Raw genomic sequence first — 16,994 nt, 5'->3', positions numbered from 1 at the left:
GTTGCCTATGCTGGGCGGCCCCCCTTGCTGCAGGAGCACAGAGGATGTACGAATCCAGAACGGACCCGGTCATTTCTTCCCGTCAGTTCAGTTATCGCATGATGCGTCACGGCCTGGCAGCCTGCCTGATGCTGATCGGCTCGATCCTCTTCGGTGTGCTCGGCCATCTGTACTTCGAGCCAGACGTGCCCTGGCACGATGCGGTGTTCAACGCCACTTTGCTGCTGGGCGGAGTCGGGCCGGTGATCCTGCCCGAGAGTATCGGCGGCAAGCTGTTCTTTGCCGGCTACGGCTTGTACGTCGGGCTGGTATTTGTTGCCACCATCGGTCTGATCCTGGCGCCTGTTGCCCATCGATTGTTACACCGATTTCACTTTGACGACGCCGATGACGATTGAGTTGCGGGCATAAAAAAGGCCGCTGCAGTGCAGCGGCCAAGTAAGACGCAGATCAAGGAGCTTCAAAATCAACGTCGGTGAACCTGGGCCAAGCTTCATCAGGCGGAGTGTGCGCGCCGGTTGATGGAATCGGGCTGACTGCTTCGATCTGCGTCAGCACCGTCTTGGTGCAACCAGAATAGGTGCCTGGCGGTAGCGGAAAAATAGGTGTTTCTGACATTCACTGTTACAGCACTGGTAACAGTGAAGCCACAAGACAGTAACCCGTTATTTCATTGATGACTGTGAGCATGTGTAAACAAGTCTGCTTGGGGTTTGTCCATTCCGAGGTATCAATAGGCTGTTGCTGGTTTTAGCCGTAGGACACTTCTCTCGGGTTGCTGAGCAAGCCACTTTGGAGCTTTTCGTCAGTATCAATAGGGAACGGTTGCGCTGAAATTCTGCTGTCGGTGAACCAGTCAATTTGTCGCGATATGACTATCACCGAATAAAGAGATCAGCACATGGATTTGTCCCGTTTTTTCGATGCACCAGGATTTAGCTTCGACGACAACAGCCTGGAGACAATTCTGCTGGAACTCAGCAGTACCACCTTTCAGATCAAGAACCAGCTCGAGTCGCTGCCCTCCCTGACGGATGCAGCTTTCGATGAGTTCTGGAAGCAGGCGCGCAAGCCTGGTACCAACCCGCTGAGCCTGTTCATACAGGTGACGAAACTGTTTTTTCTCGACCTGCGTTTCGTGGCTTTGCGCCAACCAGGACAGCAGTCGGCACTCGCCGCCCTGGAAGAGCAGATCTTTGATCCAGACGAGCATGTCCGTCTCTTGGCGCTGAGCATTGGGGGCGAAGCGCTGACGTTGCCTTTGGTGTTTGTCATCGGCGAGTCGTTCGAAGCGTCATCTTCGAGCAAACTCTGGCTTTACAGCCTGCAGGAGGGCTTGCAGGAGCAGGGCAGTACACGGCGATTCATCGACCGCATGACACTGCGCCTGAGCAAGCCGGTTGCCGAAGATCCCCTGGTCCAACCGTTGCCGCATGGAATTAGGCAGCGTCTTGCGCAAGGCCAAGCGCCGCGATTGACCTTGGTGCCGTTGAGCGATATTCCGTTTCGAAGCCAGGTCGACGATATCCGCCAAGCCTTGCGCGAGGTGCCAGTACAAGACCTGTTGCAACAACGCCTGGCAACCAGGCTCAGGCAGCACCGTCACGCCCAGCTGCCTGAATGGTTACGCTTTCTCGAAGGTGAAGAGCGTACGGCCTACGAGTTACGCGAACGAGCTGTTGCCGTGTGCCAGCAACGGGTCGATGAACACCTGCAAGGCATGGCCAGTACGGAGGACTATGCCGCTGAGCAGATAGCCGATTACCTGACGCAAGCCATGGGGCTTGACGTTGATGTCCGGCGACTGCGGGTGGGGGTCAGGCATGTGTTGGATATCGTGGGTGAAGTGCTGTGTGGTGAGCGCGAGATGACGCTGGTGCAATGGGTAATTTCCGGTGGTTATCACGGCCGCGAACTGCAAGCGCAGATCATCGACAGCGAGCTGGCCGTACAACTGACACCGGGCTTTATCCAGGCCATGATCGATCAACTGGATATCCGTTTGAGTTACCGGGAAGCGCTGCAAGCCGTGTACTTTGACGGCCCTGGCCCGCAACTGATGAGTGAAGTGGTCAATGCGCGGCTGGCTCTGAGTGCCCTGGCAGCGCGTTACCAGGGGCTCGACGGGAGGGCCTTCGACGCCCTGGAAGCGGCTCGTAACCACCAAGGGGCCCTGAGCGAGCTTGGCATCGAAGTCGGTGGCGTGATCCTCGATCCCTTCCAGTTGGCGTTCAGGGATGTGTTTTACCTGAGCTATGGCCAGAGTGATGATCAGCGCTTCCTGCTTTACGCCCCAGGCGCGCCGGGAGGCGATCTTCGGGTGTTGCGCAATGCACGGCAGCTCAGCCTGGAAATCGCCCGGTGGGCGCTGACGGATCAGGGGCAAGCCTACTTGCTTGGCCAACTGTCGGTCGACGCGCGGCCGCAGTTCACTCAGCTACTCAAGCAGGCGCAGAGACTGCCTGGTTATTGGTCGCGACAAACCGTTACGCTGGAGCGCTGGCCTGACGCCGGTTGGCAGGAGTTGCTGTCGGAAATTGCCTTTATGAAGGTCAATGGGGTGCTGGAGCAGCTGCAGTTCGCCACGCCCCAGTGGTACATCGATGCGCCGCTGTTCCAGCGTCAGCAACTGAGCAACATCGATGCGTCACTTACCCTGGTACAGAACGCCTACCAGCAGATTAACAACATCGAGCCCTTTGCCGACTACGCCCATCGCCTGGTCAAAGAAAGGATCAACACATTTGCCGGCGCGCCTGGGCCTGAGGTCGATCCTGATACCGTGCTGGTCGAGCTCGAGCCTGGTAACGTCGCAAGCCTTACCCGCACGGTCATCAGTGGATACGACAGCAGTTTCAATTTCGCCGACTTCGCAATAATCACTTCAACCGTTGGCCAGGACCTGTCACGCCTGGATCGTCGTTTTCTCGACGGCTACATTCGTTCGGCCAGGCTGGGGGAGCGCTACATCCAGACGATTCGCAGTCGCTTGCTCGATGCGACTGACCCGCACTACAGGCGCCGTCGCCTGCTGCACCGCGAGCTATTGCGCTTGCAGATGCGCCGCGCCTGGCTGAGCGAAACCATGGCGGGGCGACTGACGGCTGTGCGCAGCCGGTGGCTGGAGAATGCTGTCGATGAATTACTCGATCTTGAGCCTGCGGTTGTTGGTGGTGATCGGACTTCACACAAGAACGGGATGTTCCAATTCGCGCTGAGTGGCCGACGGGTCGAGGGTGTGTATTTGTTCAGGAATGTGGTGCAAGGCGTGGTAGAGGATCTTGTCTACACGCCGGAGGCCCCTGATGGCCTGTTCTTTCGAGCGCCGCAGGCACTGGCCCGGCAATGGGACGATCCTGCCCTGCAGGACTATTTTTACCTGCGGGTCAGTATTCGCGATCAGCCTATTGTCGGCGCCCTGATCGAGCGCTTCCAGCGGGCAGGGGATGGCGAGGCGATTATCCTGGCGGCGATCAGTGACTATAAGCGCATTACCGACCTGGCCCGTGAGTTCGACGTAATGGTCGAGCGCATCGTTGCCGATGTGGACGAAGACACCACCAGTGTGGCGCAAAGGATCTCCGGTTTGTTGTTCGAGGTTGCGATCGGGGTAGCGGCAATACTCTCGGTTCCGTTTCCACCGGCAAGCCTAGCCCTCAGCGTGGTCATGACCCTGCGCGCGTTTGGACAGGGCGTCATCGCTTACCTGGATGGAGATCGGGCGGCAGCCACGAAGTTCTTTCTGACAGCGGGGGTTGGCCTTGTTTCCTTGTCAGGTATCAGCGGGCGGCTGGCGAAACTCGTGTCGGGCCTTTCAAAAGGACCGAGTTCACCCACCGTTCGGTTGTTGAAACAACTGTTCAGTGACTTGCGCCCGGTGGGGGCGAAATCGATTTACAGTGTGAACCGGGCGCTGGAGGAAGAACTCAAACAGTTCCTGGAAATCCTCGAACACAAGAGCATGCACATGGCTATCCCGGTCTAGCCTTCGTGCCCCATGCGCCAGCTGATCATCTTCGCCGTAGCCAGCAACTGCCCGGCTGCGGGCCCCTGCTCATCGGCATGGAAGATCGAGGTCGGGCCGACCACGGTCAGCACGGCGGCGATCTTGCCCACGGCGTTGAACACGGGAGCCGAAAGGGCATCGACCCCCGGCATCAGCAGACCATGGACATGATGCAGGCCGCGTTGGCGGATGGTTGCGAACAAGGCCTCGTAATCGTCGGCGCTGTGACCTGACGCGGCCAGTTCCTGCTCGCGCAGCTCGATGGTTTCGCGCTCGGGCAGGTAGGCGCCGAATACCAGCCCGGTCGAAGAGGTGAGTAAAGGCAACACCGAGCCGATCTGAGTGACCACGGTGACTGCCCGCACCGCCGGCTCGATATTGACCACGGTGGCGCCCTGGTTGCCCCACACGGCGATGAAGCAGCTTTCGTTGAGCTCATCGCGCAGTAGCGACAGCGGCAGCGCCGCCTCTTTCAATACGTCCATCCCGCCCAACGCTGCCAGCCCTACGCGCAGGGCTTCGCGGCCCAGGCCGTAGTGGTTGGTGGCCGGGTTCTGTTCGGCAAAACCGCTGGCAATCAAGGCCTGCAGGTAACGGTGGACCTTGCTCGCCGGCATGTCGACATGCTCGGCCAGGCGCGACAGTGAGGTAGACGGCGACAATTGGGCCAGGGCTTTAAGGATGTCGGTACCGACCTCGGCCGAGCGGACCTTCTGTTTGCCGGAGCTGTCGGCGGGGGAGCTGGCTTTGGCCATGATGGAGTCGATCCGGGGAGTTCAATGGGCGTCTTTATAGCTTGACGGTCTTCACCAATCAAATTACGTTATGCGTAATGTAATTACGATAAAAATAACGCAGAAGCGCTGCCACCCCCTTCAAGGCCCGCAGCCAACTGCCATTGACCGGCCTGCACTGGGCCCGGAGGCTCGATGAACCTCGATAACACCCCTGTCCTCGGCTACCAGAGCGGTTTCGGTAACGAATTCGCCAGCGAAGCCTTGCCTGGCGCCCTGCCGGTCGGGCAGAACTCGCCGCAAAAAGCCCCGTACGGCCTGTATGCCGAACTGTTTTCCGGCACCGCCTTCACCATGGCCCGCAGCGAGTTGCGCCGCACCTGGTTGTACCGCATTCGCCCTTCGGCCCTGCACCCGCGCTTCGAGCGCCTGGAGCGCCAGCTGGCCGGTGGCCCGCTGGGCCCGGTGACGCCCAATCGCCTGCGCTGGAGCCCACAGCCGATCCCAAGCGAAGCGACCGACTTCATTGACGGCTGGGTGGCCATGGCGGCCAACTCGGCGGGTGAAAAACCGGCGGGTATCAGCATCTATACCTATTGCGCCAATCGCTCCATGGAGCGGGTGTTCTTCAACGCCGATGGCGAACTGCTGCTGGTGCCCGAGCAGGGTCGCCTGCGCATCGTCACTGAATTGGGCGTGCTGGAAGTCGAGCCGCTGGAAATCGCCGTGCTGCCCCGTGGCCTGAAGTTTCGTGTCGAACTGCTCGATGCCCAGGCCCGCGGCTATCTGGCCGAGAACCACGGTGCGCCGCTGCGCATCCCGGACCTGGGGCCGATCGGCAGCAACGGCCTGGCCAACCCGCGCGACTTCCTCGCGCCGGTGGCCCATTACGAAGAAATCGATGGCCCGGTGCAGTTGGTGCAGAAATTCCTCGGTGAACTGTGGGGCTGCCAGCTCAACCATTCGCCACTGGACGTGGTCGCCTGGCACGGCAACAACGTGCCGTACAAATATGACCTGCGCCGCTTCAACACCATCGGCACGGTCAGCTTCGACCACCCGGACCCATCGATCTTCACCGTGCTGACCTCGCCGACCAGCGTGCCGGGCATGGCCAACCTCGACTTCGTGATTTTCCCGCCGCGCTGGATGGTGGCCGAGAACACCTTCCGTCCGCCGTGGTTCCACCGCAACCTGATGAACGAGTTCATGGGCCTGATCAAGGGCGAGTACGACGCCAAGGCCGAAGGCTTCCTGCCCGGCGGCGCCTCGCTGCACAGCTGCATGAGCGCCCATGGCCCGGATGCCGAGACCTGCAGCAAGGCCATTGCCGTCGAGCTGGCACCGAACAAGATCGACAACACCATGGCCTTCATGTTCGAGACCAGCCAGGTGCTGCGCCCGAGCCGTCATGCGCTCGAATGCCCGCAATTGCAGGCCGACTACGATAGTTGCTGGGCCTCGTTGCCGAGCACCTTTACCCCGAATCGGAGATAACCCATGAATCAGTCCGCCCTTGCCCGCAGTTGGGTAGAACACGCCAACAGCCACGGCGACTTCCCGCTGCAGAACCTGCCCCTGGGTATCTTCAGCCGCAAGGACCAGGCGCCGCGCTGTGGCGTGGCCATCGGTGATGCCATTCTCGACCTTGAAGCCGTGCTGGCTGCCGGCCTGTTCGACGGCCAGGCCCGCGCTGCGGTCGAAGCCACCCGTGGTGGTGCGCTGAACGCTTTCTTCGCCCTCGGCCGTACCGCCCGTGTAGCCCTGCGCGAACGCCTGCTGGAGCTGCTCGGCGAGCACAGCGAACACCAGGCCGCACTCAAGCCGCTGCTGTATCCGGCCAGCGAGTGCCAGCTGCACCTGCCCGCACGCATTGGCGACTACACCGACTTCTATGTCGGCATCGAACACGCCAAGAATGTCGGTAAGCTGTTCCGCCCCGACAACCCGCTGCTGCCCAACTATAAATACGTGCCGATCGGCTACCACGGCCGTGCCTCGACCATTCGTCCGTCCGGTACCGATGTGCGCCGGCCAAAAGGCCAGACCCTGCCCGCCGGCCAGAACGAACCGAGCTTCGGCCCGTGCGCGCGCCTGGATTACGAACTGGAGCTGGGCATCTGGATCGGCCAGGGCAACGACATGGGCGATTCGATTCCGGTGGCCGAAGCGGCTGAGCACATTGCCGGCTTCTGCCTGCTCAACGACTGGTCGGCGCGCGATATCCAGGCCTGGGAGTACCAGCCGCTTGGCCCGTTCCTGTCCAAAAGCTTCATTTCGACCATCTCCCCATGGGTGGTTACCGCCGAAGCCCTGGAACCGTTTCGCTGTGCCCAGCCGGCGCGTCCGGAAGGCGACCCGCAGCCGCTGTCGTACCTGCTCGACAAGCGCGACCAGGCCAACGGCGCCTTCGATATTGAGCTGGAAGTGCTGCTGCTGACCGAGCGCATGCGCGAGCAGAACCTGCCCGCGCATCGCCTGACCCTGAGCAACACCCTGAGCATGTACTGGACCGTGGCGCAGATGGTTGCCCACCACAGCGTCAACGGTTGCCAGCTGCAGTCGGGCGACCTGTTCGGCTCCGGCACCTTGTCTGGTGCCCAGCCTGGCCAGTTCGGCAGCCTGCTGGAAATCACCCAGGGTGGCAAGGAGCCGGTCGAACTGGCGTCTGGCGAGGTGCGCAAGTTCCTCGAAGACGGCGACGAGATCATCCTGCGTGCGCGTTGCAAGCGCGATGGCGTGGCCTCGATCGGCTTCGGCGAATGCCGCGGCAAGATCCTTCCGGCACGCTGAGAGGGCAGGGCCATGGAACTCTTTACCTACTACCGCTCGACCTCCTCCTACCGGGTGCGGATTGCCCTGGCGCTCAAGCAGCTGGAGGTCCGGCAGTTGCCGGTCAACCTGCTCAAGGGCGAACAGCGCGAAGAACACTTCATGGCCCTCAACCCGCAAGGGCGGGTGCCGGCGCTGAAGATCGACTCGGGTGAAGTGCTGGTGCAGTCGCCGGCGATCATCGAATACCTGGAAGAGGTTTATCCACAGCCAGCGCTGCTGCCACAGGACCCGGTTCGCCGGGCCCAGGCCCGTGGCGTCGCGGCACTGATCGGGTGCGATATCCATCCGCTGCACAACGTCAGCGTGCTCAATCAGCTGCGTGGGCTGGGCCATGACGACGTCCAGGTCAACCAGTGGATCGCCCACTGGATCAGCCAGGGCCTGGCCGCTGTCGAGCAGTTGATCGGTGATGAAGGCTTCTGCTTTGGCGACGAGCCGGGGCTGGCCGATGTCTACCTGATCCCGCAACTGTATGCAGCCGAGCGTTTCAATATCGACTTGAGTGGCTTCCCGCGCATTCGCCGGGTCGCTGCCCTGGCCGAGGCGCATTCGGCGTTTGCCCAGGCTCACCCGTCGAGGCAGCCCGACACCCCATAAACCACGCTGCCCGCACCTGATACCCATAACAATAAAAGGTACCTTGCGATGCACAATCAGATTGCCAGCTTTCGCACGGCGCTGGATGCCCGGCCCGTGTCGCGTTATCAGTGGTTGTTGCTGTTGTTACTCGTGTTGTTGCTGGTTACCGATGGTTATGATGCTCAGGTGCTGGGCTATGTGATCCCTTCCCTGGCCCAGGACTGGGGCCTGGAAAAGGCCGCGTTCGGGCCGGTGTTCAGCGCCAACCTGCTGGGCCTGACCCTGGGATCGCTGGCGGTGACACCGCTGGCGGATCGCTTCGGCGTGCACCGGGTGTTGTTGTGCTGTGTGCTCTTGTACTCCAGCCTGACCGTGCTGATGGTCTTTGCCAACTCTCTCAACAGCCTGATGCTGGCGCGTTTTGTCTGCGGTATCGGCATGGGTGGAGCGATGCCCAGTGCCATGGCGCTGATGTCCGAGTATGCACCGCCGCGCTTGCGCACCCTGATGGTCACTCTGGCCGCTTGCGGCTTCTCATTGGGGGGCGCTGCCGGTGGTTTCGTCGCTGCCGGGTTCATCGACAGTTTCGGCTGGCAGGCGGTGTTCCTTGCTGGCGGTATTGCGCCGCTGCTGCTGTTTCCGTTCCTGGCCCTGTACCTGCCCGAATCCTTGCCACGCCTGCTGCGTGACGCGCCGCCCTATGCGCGCCTGCTCAAGCTCACGACGAAGATGCTCCCGGGCTGGCAGCCGCCTGCGGCCAGTGTGCAGGCCATGGAAGAAAACCAGAACAAGTTCACCGTGGTGGCGCTGTTTCGTGACGGCTATGCCAGGCCGACCCTGCTGATCTGGTCGACGTTCTTCGTCAGCCTGATCCTTTTGTACTTCATGATCAGCTGGCTGCCCTCGCTGTTGCTGGAAAGCGGCCTGGCCCTGAATCAGGCCAACCTGGTGACCTCGATGTTCCTGTTTGCCGGCACCCTCGGCGCGGTATTCATGGCCTGGTTCGCCGACCGTCTCAAGCGCAAGGTGCGCCTGCTCAGCGCCGTGCTGCTGGCGGCGGCGGTGTTTACCGTACTGGTCGGCCTGAACCACGATAACCCGCGCTGGCTGGTGGTCTGTGTGTTTGCCGCTGGCTTCTGCATCATCGGCGGGCAACTGACCCTCAATGCTTTTACCAGTAACTTCTACCCGGCCCAGGTGCGGGCGACCGGCACGGGATGGGCATTGGGCGTGGGGCGCTTTGGTTCGATACTGGGGCCGCTGTTCGGCAGCCTGCTGCTGGCCATGCATTTGCCGGTCGAGCAAATATTCTTCTTCTGCGCGATTCCTGCGGTGCTGGCGGCATTGTTGATCATTCAGGTGCGCAGCCCGGCCGAGGCTGTCAGTGCACCGATGACGACGCAGGAGGCAGGTGGCTCAGGCGTTCAGTCAGGCGCAAGCGCTGGATTGGATCGTCACTGAGCAGCAGGGCGTGCTCCAGGTCGAAGCGTTCGGCCTGTGGGCACTCCAGGTGCTGATACAGCGTTGCCCGTGCCATGTAGTCGGCGGCGGTGCCCGGGCCAAGCTGCAACACCCGTTCGGCGTCCTTCAGGGCCTCCAGGTGATCGTCGTGGCTGGCGTGCAGCTGGCGCAGGTTGCGCGACAGGCGCTGGAGCATCTGCAGCGGGCTGGCGGTCAGCAGGTGGTCGGCACTCAGGGCCAGTTGCGGGCCGAACTGGCGGCCCAGCAGTTCGCGGCAGTCGGCCGGATACAGGCGGCGCCCGCCGCAGGGGTCGAGCAGGTGATCGGCACCCGGTACGCGCAACAGGAAATGCCCGGGGAAGTTCACGCCTTCAAGGGGGATCGACAAGCCGCGAGCCAGTTCCAGGGTCAGCAGGGCCAGGGCCAGAGGCTGGCCGCGACGACGCTGTATGACCTTGTCGAGCAGCGCCGCCTGGGGGCGCAGGGGGTGGTACTCGTCCTGCTGGAAGCCCAGGGTGTTGAGGTGGCGCAGCAACGGCTGGGCCAGTTCGCTGAGCGGCAGCATCGGCAGGCCGGCGCTGACCTCCTGCTGCAAGGCCTGAACCTCGGCCAATACCTGTGCCGGCACCACGCTGTCGTCGTGCTCGGCGGCGATCCATAGTGCCGCTTCCAGCAAGGCGACCGGGTCACGTTCAAGGCAAGCCAGGCAGGCGCTACGTGGGTTCATGACAATCTCCGCTCAAGCTTCTGTTGTAGCGCTGGTGCGGGTTTTAGTCCAGTGGTCCGAGTGTTGTCATCAGTCGGTAAAGCGCGACCTATACTGGGATCAGCACCTCATCGAGGAGCCCGTTGATGTTTGCTCTCATGCAAAGCACCCGCACGCAGTCGCTGCACCTGTGCATCGACCCGCCGACCGGCCTGAAAGCGGTAGTCGCCATTCATAGCGAACACCTGGGGCCGGCCATGGGAGGCTGTCGCTACCTGGCCTACCCGGACGACGACAGCGCCATGATCGACGCCATCCGCCTGGCCCAGGGCATGAGCTACAAGGCCGCCCTGGCAGGGCTGCCGTTGGGCGGCGGCAAGGCGGTGATCATTCGCAACCCCCATGTGGAAAACCGCGCGGCCTTGTTCGAGGCGTTCGGGCGCTTTGTCGAAACCTTGCAGGGGCGTTTCATTACTGCCGTGGACAGCGGCACCTCGACCCTGGACATGGATTGCATCGCCCAGACCACCCAGCACGTGACCAGTACCACCGCTGCCGGCGACCCGTCACCCCATGCAGCCATGGGCGTGTTCGCCGGAATTCGCGCCACCTCGATGGCGCGTCTGGGCAGCGATAATCTCGAAGGCTTGCGCATTGCCGTACAGGGGCTGGGCAATGTTGGCTATGCGCTGGCCGAGCAACTGCATGCGGCGGGTGCCGAGCTGCTGGTCAGCGACCATGACCCGGGCAGGGTGCAACTGGCCATCGAGCAGTTCAATGCGCGGCCGGTTGCCAATGAGATGTTGATCAGCACGCCCTGTGACATCTTTGCGCCGTGCGGGGTAGGGCCGGTGCTCAATGGCCAGAGCGTGATGCAGTTGCGCTGTGCAGCGGTGGCGGGCGCGGCCAACAACCAGCTGACCACCTTGCAGGTGGCTGATCAGCTGGAAAGCCGCGGGATTCTGTATGCGCCGGATTACGTGATCAACGCTGGCGGGTTGATCTACGTGGCGCTCAGGCACCGTGGCGAGGACCTGGGCACCATTACCGCACACCTGGCGCGCATCCCTTCGCGGCTGACCGAAGTCTTTGCCCATGCCCAGGCCGAGAAACGCTCGCCGGCGCGGGTGGCGCAGATGCTTGCCGAGCGGCTGATCTACAGCTGAAGGTCGATTATTCGGCGGCGCTGTCCCCGAGCAGCTCGGACAGGGCGTCTGGCTGGCTCTTGAAGGCCTTGGCGAACACGTCACGGTTCTTCGCCATATAGATACCGGCATCCTCGACCTGCTGTTCGCTCAGCGACGGCACGGCTTTTTTCAGGACCTCGGCCAGGAGCTCGGCCAGTTCAAGCATCTTGTCGTGACGGTCTGCTTCGGCTTTATCCATGAACAAGCGCTCCAGGTCGCGGCTGCTGCGGTATACCACTTCGACGGCCATTCATCACCTCACATGCCTTTGGTAATCGATGTATTCGATACTGTTTATTTGTACAGTGTTAATGGTAGGGTAATCCACAGGACTAAGATAGTGGCAAATCAGCATTCTGCTGTTCGCCACTCTCCACAGGGGCCTGGCGCGGCACTTTTGCCGCTCTCTATGGTCTGCTACAGCGTGTAGAATTGCGGATCGGCAGTCGAGCCATCCAGTCTACGAAGGAACAGCAATGAACGAGCAAACATCGCGCCTGAATCGGGAACGGCGCTTTTTGGTACTGCTGGGGGTTATCTGTCTGGCCCTCATCGGCGGGGCGCTGTACATGCAGATCGTGCTGGGCGAGGCGCCGTGCCCGCTGTGCATCCTGCAACGCTATGCTTTGCTGCTGATCGCGCTGTTCGCCTTTATCGGTGCCGCCATGCCCGGCAAGCGCAGCCTGACCCTGCTCGAGGGCCTGGTGGTGCTCAGCGCCATCGGTGGTATCGCCGCCGCCGGCAACCATGTGTATATCCTCGCCAATCCGGCGGTCAGTTGCGGCATCGACACCTTGCAACCGATCGTCGACGGTCTGCCGCTGGCTTCGGTGCTGCCGCTGGTGTTCCAGGTCGATGGTTTCTGCTCCACGCCTTACCCGCCGGTCATGGGCCTGTCCCTGGCGCAATGGGCCCTGGTGGCCTTTGTACTGACTGCCGTTCTGGTGCCCCTGGGCATCTACCGCAACCGCCGTCAGGCTTAGACAAAAGTCATGTATTGACGCAAGCCCGTTGTGCAATGAGATTTACCAGGTTTGTCGCACCATACTTGATCCTGATCAAGTTCCAGCCCTTGTAGAGCGGGCGTTTCAGGGGTATTGGACGGGGTGCGACAAACTGTCGCGAAACTGATTTTTCAGGCGCGATTGTTACGTAATTGGTAAAGGACTGTTGCTCAATAAGTCATAGTCAACGATTGGTTACCTATCTACAATCGCCCCCAATTTCCGTTCGGCACCGCTTGCGAGTCGCAGGATTAAAGGAGCCCCAGGCTCTTTTCGCTGACTCTGACGAGCATCGCCTGCGGCGATGCCGGGCTGACCCCCCTCCGTGATTTCCCGCACCAAATGGAATTGGTCTGAAGACAGGCCTGTTGCCTACTGAAGTCAAAATAATAAACACCGCAATATCCGGTTTATGCCGAGCCGCCGCAGCTGGCCTCAAGGCGTGACCGTATTCGATCCCATAAATGCTGACGCTTGGCAGGACGAAGTGTTGGCGACCAAAACACAAATTGCATTGAAGCAAGCTGCTCTAGAGGTCGTGAGATGAGTAAAAAGCGTTACCCCAGACTGTTTGGCATTCTGCCCTTTTTAGGCATGCTTTTACTCAGTGGGTGCAACTGGACCCTGCTCGACCCGAAGGGCCAGGTCGGCATTGAGCAAAAGAACCTTATCCTGATCGCTACCGGCTTGATGTTGCTGGTGGTGATTCCTGTCATTTTCATGACCCTCGCGTTTGCCTGGAAGTATCGCGCTTCCAACAAGGCAGCCACCTACACCCCGGACTGGTCGCACTCGACCAAGATCGAAGTGGCGGTCTGGACCATCCCGGTTCTTATCATCATTGCCCTGGGTTATGTGACCTACAAGACCACCCATGAGCTGGACCCGTATCGTCCGCTGGTTTCCGACGTGAAGCCGGTGCAGATCGACGTGGTCGCCCTGGACTGGAAATGGCTGTTCATCTACCCGGAACAAGGCATTGCCACGGTCAACAAGATCGTCTTCCCGGCCAACACCCCGGTCAACTTCCGCGTGACCTCCGATTCGGTGATGAACTCCTTCTTCATCCCGGGCCTGGGCGGGCAGATCTACGCGATGGCTGGCATGACCACCAAACTGCACCTGATCGCCAACGAGAACGGTGAGTTCGACGGTATCTCCGCGAACTACAGCGGTGCTGGTTTCACCGGTATGAAGTTCAAGGCAACCGCCACCTCCCAGGCTGATTTCGAAGCATGGGTGAACGAAGTCAAGCAATCGCCTAAACAGCTGGATGCGGCTGAATACGCGGCATTGGCCAAAACGAGCGAAAACAATCCAGTCGCGCTGTACAGCGTGGCCTCGCCTGAGCAGTTCCAGTCCATCGTCGACAAGTACGAAGGCATGAACCGCGGTCGGCCGGTCCACGAAAAAGAGCAGAGCAAAGCAGCGGCCGGTACCGAAGGGTTGGACGTGACTATGCATTCGGCTGCTGGGGCAGAGGAGTAAGAGATGTTCGGTAAACTAAGTCTGGATGCGATTCCGTATCACGAGCCGATAGTCATGGTGACCATTGCCATGATTGCGCTCGGCGGTCTCGCGTTGATCGGTGCAATCACCTATTTCAAAAAATGGACCTACCTGTGGTCCGAGTGGCTGACTTCGGTCGACCACAAGAAGATCGGGGTGATGTACATCATCGTCGCGATGATCATGCTGCTGCGCGGCTTTGCCGACGCCATCATGATGCGCACGCAGCTGGCCATGGCCACCGGCGGCTCCGAGGGCTACCTGCCTCCCGAACACTATGACCAGATCTTCACCGCCCACGGTGTGATCATGATCATCTTCATGGCAATGCCATTCTTCACCGGCCTGATGAACCTGGCCCTGCCTCTGCAGATCGGTGCGCGTGACGTTGCCTTCCCGTTCCTGAACTCCCTGAGCTTCTGGCTGCTGGTGTCCGGCGTCGTGCTGGTCAACGTCTCCCTGGGCGTCGGTGAATTCGCCAAGACCGGCTGGGTCGCTTATCCACCGCTGGCGGGTATCCAGTACAGTCCTGGCGTGGGTGTCGACTACTACATCTGGGCGCTACAGCTATCGGGCCTCGGTACGACGCTAACGGGTGTCAACTTCCTCGCCACCGTGCTGAAAATGCGCGCGCCTGGCATGAAGCTGATGGACATGCCGATCTTCACCTGGACCTGCACCTGGGCCAACGTTCTGATCGTCGCTTCGTTCCCGATCCTGACCGCTGCACTGGCTCTGCTGACGCTTGACCGTTACATGGATTTCCACATTTTCACCAACGAACTTGGTGGCAATCCGATGATGTACGTCAACCTGTTCTGGGCCTGGGGTCACCCTGAGGTTTACATCCTGATCCTGCCGGCCTTCGGTGTGTTCTCGGAAGTCACCTCGACCTTCGCCGGCAAACGCCTGTTCGGCCACAAGTCGATGATCTACGCTTCGGGCGCGATCGCGGTACTGGGCTTTGCGGTATGGCTGCACCACTTCTTCACCATGGGTTCGGGCGCCAGCGTCAACACCTTCTTCGGTCTGGCGACCATGCTGATCTCGATTCCGACCGGGGTGAAGCTGTTCAACTGGCTGTTCACGATCTACCAGGGCCGTCTGCGCTTCACCGCGCCGGTGCTGTGGACCCTGGGCTTCATGGTTACCTTCTCGATCGGTGGTATGACCGGCGTACTGCTGGCTGTTCCAGGTGCTGACTTCGTTCTGCACAACAGCCTGTTCGTAATCGCCCACTTCCACAACGTGATCATCGGTGGTGCGGTATTCGGCTACATTGCCGGCTTCGCCTTCTGGTTCCCGAAAGCCTTCGGTTTCACCCTGAACGAGAAGTGGGGCAAAGCTGCCTTCTGGTTCTGGATCTCCGGTTTCTACGTGGCCTTCATGCCACTGTACGCACTGGGCTTCATGGGTATGACCCGTCGTCTGAACCACTCCGACAACCCACTGTGGGAACCCTACCTGTACGTAGCCGTGTTCGGCGCCGTGCTGATCCTGTTCGGTATCGCTTGCCAGCTGATCCAGCTGTACGTCTCGATCCGCGACCGCAAGGACAACATGGACGTGACCGGCGACCCATGGGGCGGCCGTACCCTGGAATGGTCGACTTCGTCGCCACCGCCGTTCTACAACTTCGCCAGCATGCCTGAGAACGTCGATCTGGATGCATGGCACGAAACCAAGCAAGCCGGTAAGGCGTACAAGGTTCCAGCCAAGTACGAAGCGATCCACATGCCGAACAACACCTCCACCGGTGTGTTCATGGGTGCGTTGCTCACCGTATTCGGTTTCGCCTTCATCTGGCACATCTGGTGGTTGGTTGCTGCCAGCCTGGTCGGCACCATCGCTGTCTTCGTTGCTCACGCTGCGCGTGACGACCAGGGCTACATGGTTCCTGCAGAGGAAGTCGCGCGTATCGAAGGCGAGCGCATGAAGGCCCTGGGCCTGGCTACCGGTTCGCCGGATGGCGCACGTGTCAAATCGTTTGAACGGGTTTAATCAATGTCCAGTCATGTAATCAATGCAGACACGCATGCTCATGGTCACGACCATGGGCATGACGATCACCACCACGACTCGGGCCAGATGACCGTCTTCGGTTTCTGGCTGTACCTGATGACCGACTGCATCCTGTTTGCGTCGCTCTTCGCCACCTACGCGGTGCTGTCCGGCAGTTTTGCCGGCGGCCCGTCGGGTCACGACATTTTCCAGCTGGACTTTGTCGCGGTTGAAACCGCACTGCTGTTGTTCTCCAGTATCACCTTCGGCTTCGCCATGTTGCAGATGTTCAAAGGCAACAAGGGCGGCGTGCTGGGCTGGCTGGCTGTCACCTTCCTGTTTGGTGCCGGCTTCATCGCGATGGAAATCTATGAGTTCCATCACCTGATCGCCGAAGGCTTCGGCCCGCAGCGCAGTGGCTTCCTGTCGGCGTTCTTCGCGCTGGTCGGTACCCACGGTCTGCACGTGACCGCAGGTCTGATCTGGATGGCGGTCATGATGTACCAGATCAACAAGCACGGTATCACCGGTACCGCCAAGACCCGCATGAGCTGCCTGAGCCTGTTCTGGCACTTCCTGGACGTGGTCTGGATCTGCGTGTTCACCGTCGTGTATCTGCTGGGGGTTCTGTAAATGGCTAACGCACATAACAGCCACGCCGAGGGCAACCACGGTAGCGTCAAGTCGTATGTGATCGGCTTCATCCTGTCGGTGATCCTGACTGCGATTCCGTTTGGCCTGGTGATGTTCCCGAGCATGCCGAAAGACATCACGATCATGGTCGTGGTGGCCCTGGCGGTCATTCAGGTGGTGGTACACCTGGTGTACTTCCTGCACATGGACCGTTCTGCCGAGCAGCGCTCCAACGTGTCGACCTTCCTGTTTACAGCGATGGTCATTGCACTGTTGGTCGGCCTGTCGCTGTGGATCATGTTCAGCATCCACACCAGCATGATGGCGAAGTGAGGTAAG

The 16,994-nt window shown here is 60.6% G+C and carries 15 protein-coding genes; 12 read left to right on the top strand and 3 right to left on the bottom strand.

From position 1 onward, the window contains the following. Positions 1-44 precede the first annotated feature (44 nt). Together CCOS864_RS23845 and CCOS864_RS23840 are read left to right on the top strand one after the other, a co-directional pair. Positions 45-398, top strand: a complete 354-nt coding sequence (locus CCOS864_RS23845) for a hypothetical protein (protein ID WP_115088685.1) — start codon at positions 45-47, stop codon at positions 396-398. A 503-nt stretch (positions 399-901) separates the two neighbouring features. After that, a complete protein-coding gene (locus CCOS864_RS23840; RefSeq protein WP_115088684.1) occupies positions 902-3,985 on the top strand; it encodes a dermonecrotic toxin domain-containing protein in 3,084 nt (1,027 codons plus the stop codon). Here the strand turns inward: CCOS864_RS23840 and CCOS864_RS23835 are convergent. After that, positions 3,982-4,761, bottom strand: a complete 780-nt coding sequence (locus CCOS864_RS23835; protein WP_115088683.1) for an IclR family transcriptional regulator — start codon at positions 4,759-4,761, stop codon at positions 3,982-3,984. The genes CCOS864_RS23840 and CCOS864_RS23835 overlap by 4 nt on opposite strands. Before the next feature lie 174 nt (positions 4,762-4,935). On the opposite strand from CCOS864_RS23835, the gene hmgA reads away from it, so the two are divergent. From hmgA to CCOS864_RS23815, 4 genes are read left to right on the top strand one after another with little or no spacing between them, the layout of a single operon-like run. Further along, entirely contained in the window at positions 4,936-6,237 is a 1,302-nt protein-coding gene (hmgA, locus tag CCOS864_RS23830) for a homogentisate 1,2-dioxygenase (protein ID WP_115088682.1), read from the top strand. 3 nt (positions 6,238-6,240) lie between these two features. Next, the gene (gene fahA / locus CCOS864_RS23825) at positions 6,241-7,533 is read left to right on the top strand and encodes a fumarylacetoacetase (RefSeq protein WP_115088681.1); all 1,293 of its coding nucleotides are present in this window, start codon (positions 6,241-6,243) and stop codon (positions 7,531-7,533) included. A 12-nt stretch (positions 7,534-7,545) separates the two neighbouring features. After that, positions 7,546-8,172: a maleylacetoacetate isomerase gene (gene maiA, locus CCOS864_RS23820; protein WP_115088680.1), complete on the top strand. Its 627-nt coding sequence runs from the start codon at positions 7,546-7,548 to the stop codon at positions 8,170-8,172. Positions 8,173-8,220: 48 nt separating this feature from the next. Next, positions 8,221-9,615 (top strand): MFS transporter, encoded by a 1,395-nt coding sequence (locus CCOS864_RS23815; protein WP_115088679.1) that lies wholly within the window; start codon positions 8,221-8,223, stop codon positions 9,613-9,615. On the opposite strand, the gene CCOS864_RS23810 is transcribed toward CCOS864_RS23815, so the two are convergent. After that, positions 9,536-10,342 carry a SirB1 family protein gene (locus tag CCOS864_RS23810; RefSeq protein ID WP_115088678.1) on the bottom strand — a complete coding sequence of 269 codons (807 nt, stop codon included), beginning with the start codon at positions 10,340-10,342 and terminating at the stop codon, positions 9,536-9,538. The genes CCOS864_RS23815 and CCOS864_RS23810 overlap by 80 nt on opposite strands. 125 nt (positions 10,343-10,467) lie before the next feature. Between CCOS864_RS23810 and CCOS864_RS23805 the strand changes: the two genes are divergently transcribed. Continuing rightward, positions 10,468-11,487 carry a Leu/Phe/Val dehydrogenase gene (locus tag CCOS864_RS23805; RefSeq protein ID WP_115088677.1) on the top strand — a complete coding sequence of 340 codons (1,020 nt, stop codon included), beginning with the start codon at positions 10,468-10,470 and terminating at the stop codon, positions 11,485-11,487. Positions 11,488-11,494: 7 nt separating this feature from the next. On the opposite strand, the gene CCOS864_RS23800 is transcribed toward CCOS864_RS23805, so the two are convergent. After that, complete coding sequence (locus CCOS864_RS23800) at positions 11,495-11,758, bottom strand: YebG family protein (protein WP_115088676.1); 264 nt, start codon at positions 11,756-11,758, stop codon at positions 11,495-11,497. 226 nt (positions 11,759-11,984) lie between these two features. On the opposite strand from CCOS864_RS23800, the gene CCOS864_RS23795 reads away from it, so the two are divergent. From CCOS864_RS23795 to cyoD, 5 genes are all read left to right on the top strand, one after another. Further along, positions 11,985-12,491 carry a disulfide bond formation protein B gene (locus CCOS864_RS23795; protein WP_115088675.1) on the top strand — a complete coding sequence of 169 codons (507 nt, stop codon included), beginning with the start codon at positions 11,985-11,987 and terminating at the stop codon, positions 12,489-12,491. Between the two features lie 564 nt (positions 12,492-13,055). Then, the gene (cyoA, locus tag CCOS864_RS23790; RefSeq protein ID WP_115088674.1) at positions 13,056-14,000 is read left to right on the top strand and encodes a ubiquinol oxidase subunit II; all 945 of its coding nucleotides are present in this window, start codon (positions 13,056-13,058) and stop codon (positions 13,998-14,000) included. Between the two features lie 3 nt (positions 14,001-14,003). Then, positions 14,004-16,022 (top strand): cytochrome o ubiquinol oxidase subunit I, encoded by a 2,019-nt coding sequence (gene cyoB, locus CCOS864_RS23785; RefSeq protein WP_115088673.1) that lies wholly within the window; start codon positions 14,004-14,006, stop codon positions 16,020-16,022. Between the two features lie 3 nt (positions 16,023-16,025). Then, positions 16,026-16,655 carry a cytochrome o ubiquinol oxidase subunit III gene (locus tag CCOS864_RS23780; RefSeq protein WP_045188204.1) on the top strand — a complete coding sequence of 210 codons (630 nt, stop codon included), beginning with the start codon at positions 16,026-16,028 and terminating at the stop codon, positions 16,653-16,655. Next, a complete protein-coding gene (gene cyoD / locus CCOS864_RS23775; RefSeq protein WP_045188206.1) occupies positions 16,656-16,988 on the top strand; it encodes a cytochrome o ubiquinol oxidase subunit IV in 333 nt (110 codons plus the stop codon). Positions 16,989-16,994: the final 6 nt, after the last annotated feature.

It is taken from the genome of Pseudomonas wadenswilerensis (assembly GCF_900497695.1).
Lineage (GTDB): Bacteria > Pseudomonadota > Gammaproteobacteria > Pseudomonadales > Pseudomonadaceae > Aquipseudomonas > Aquipseudomonas wadenswilerensis.
Note: the sequence above shows the minus strand (reverse complement) of the source record. Positions and strands in the feature narration are given on the sequence as shown.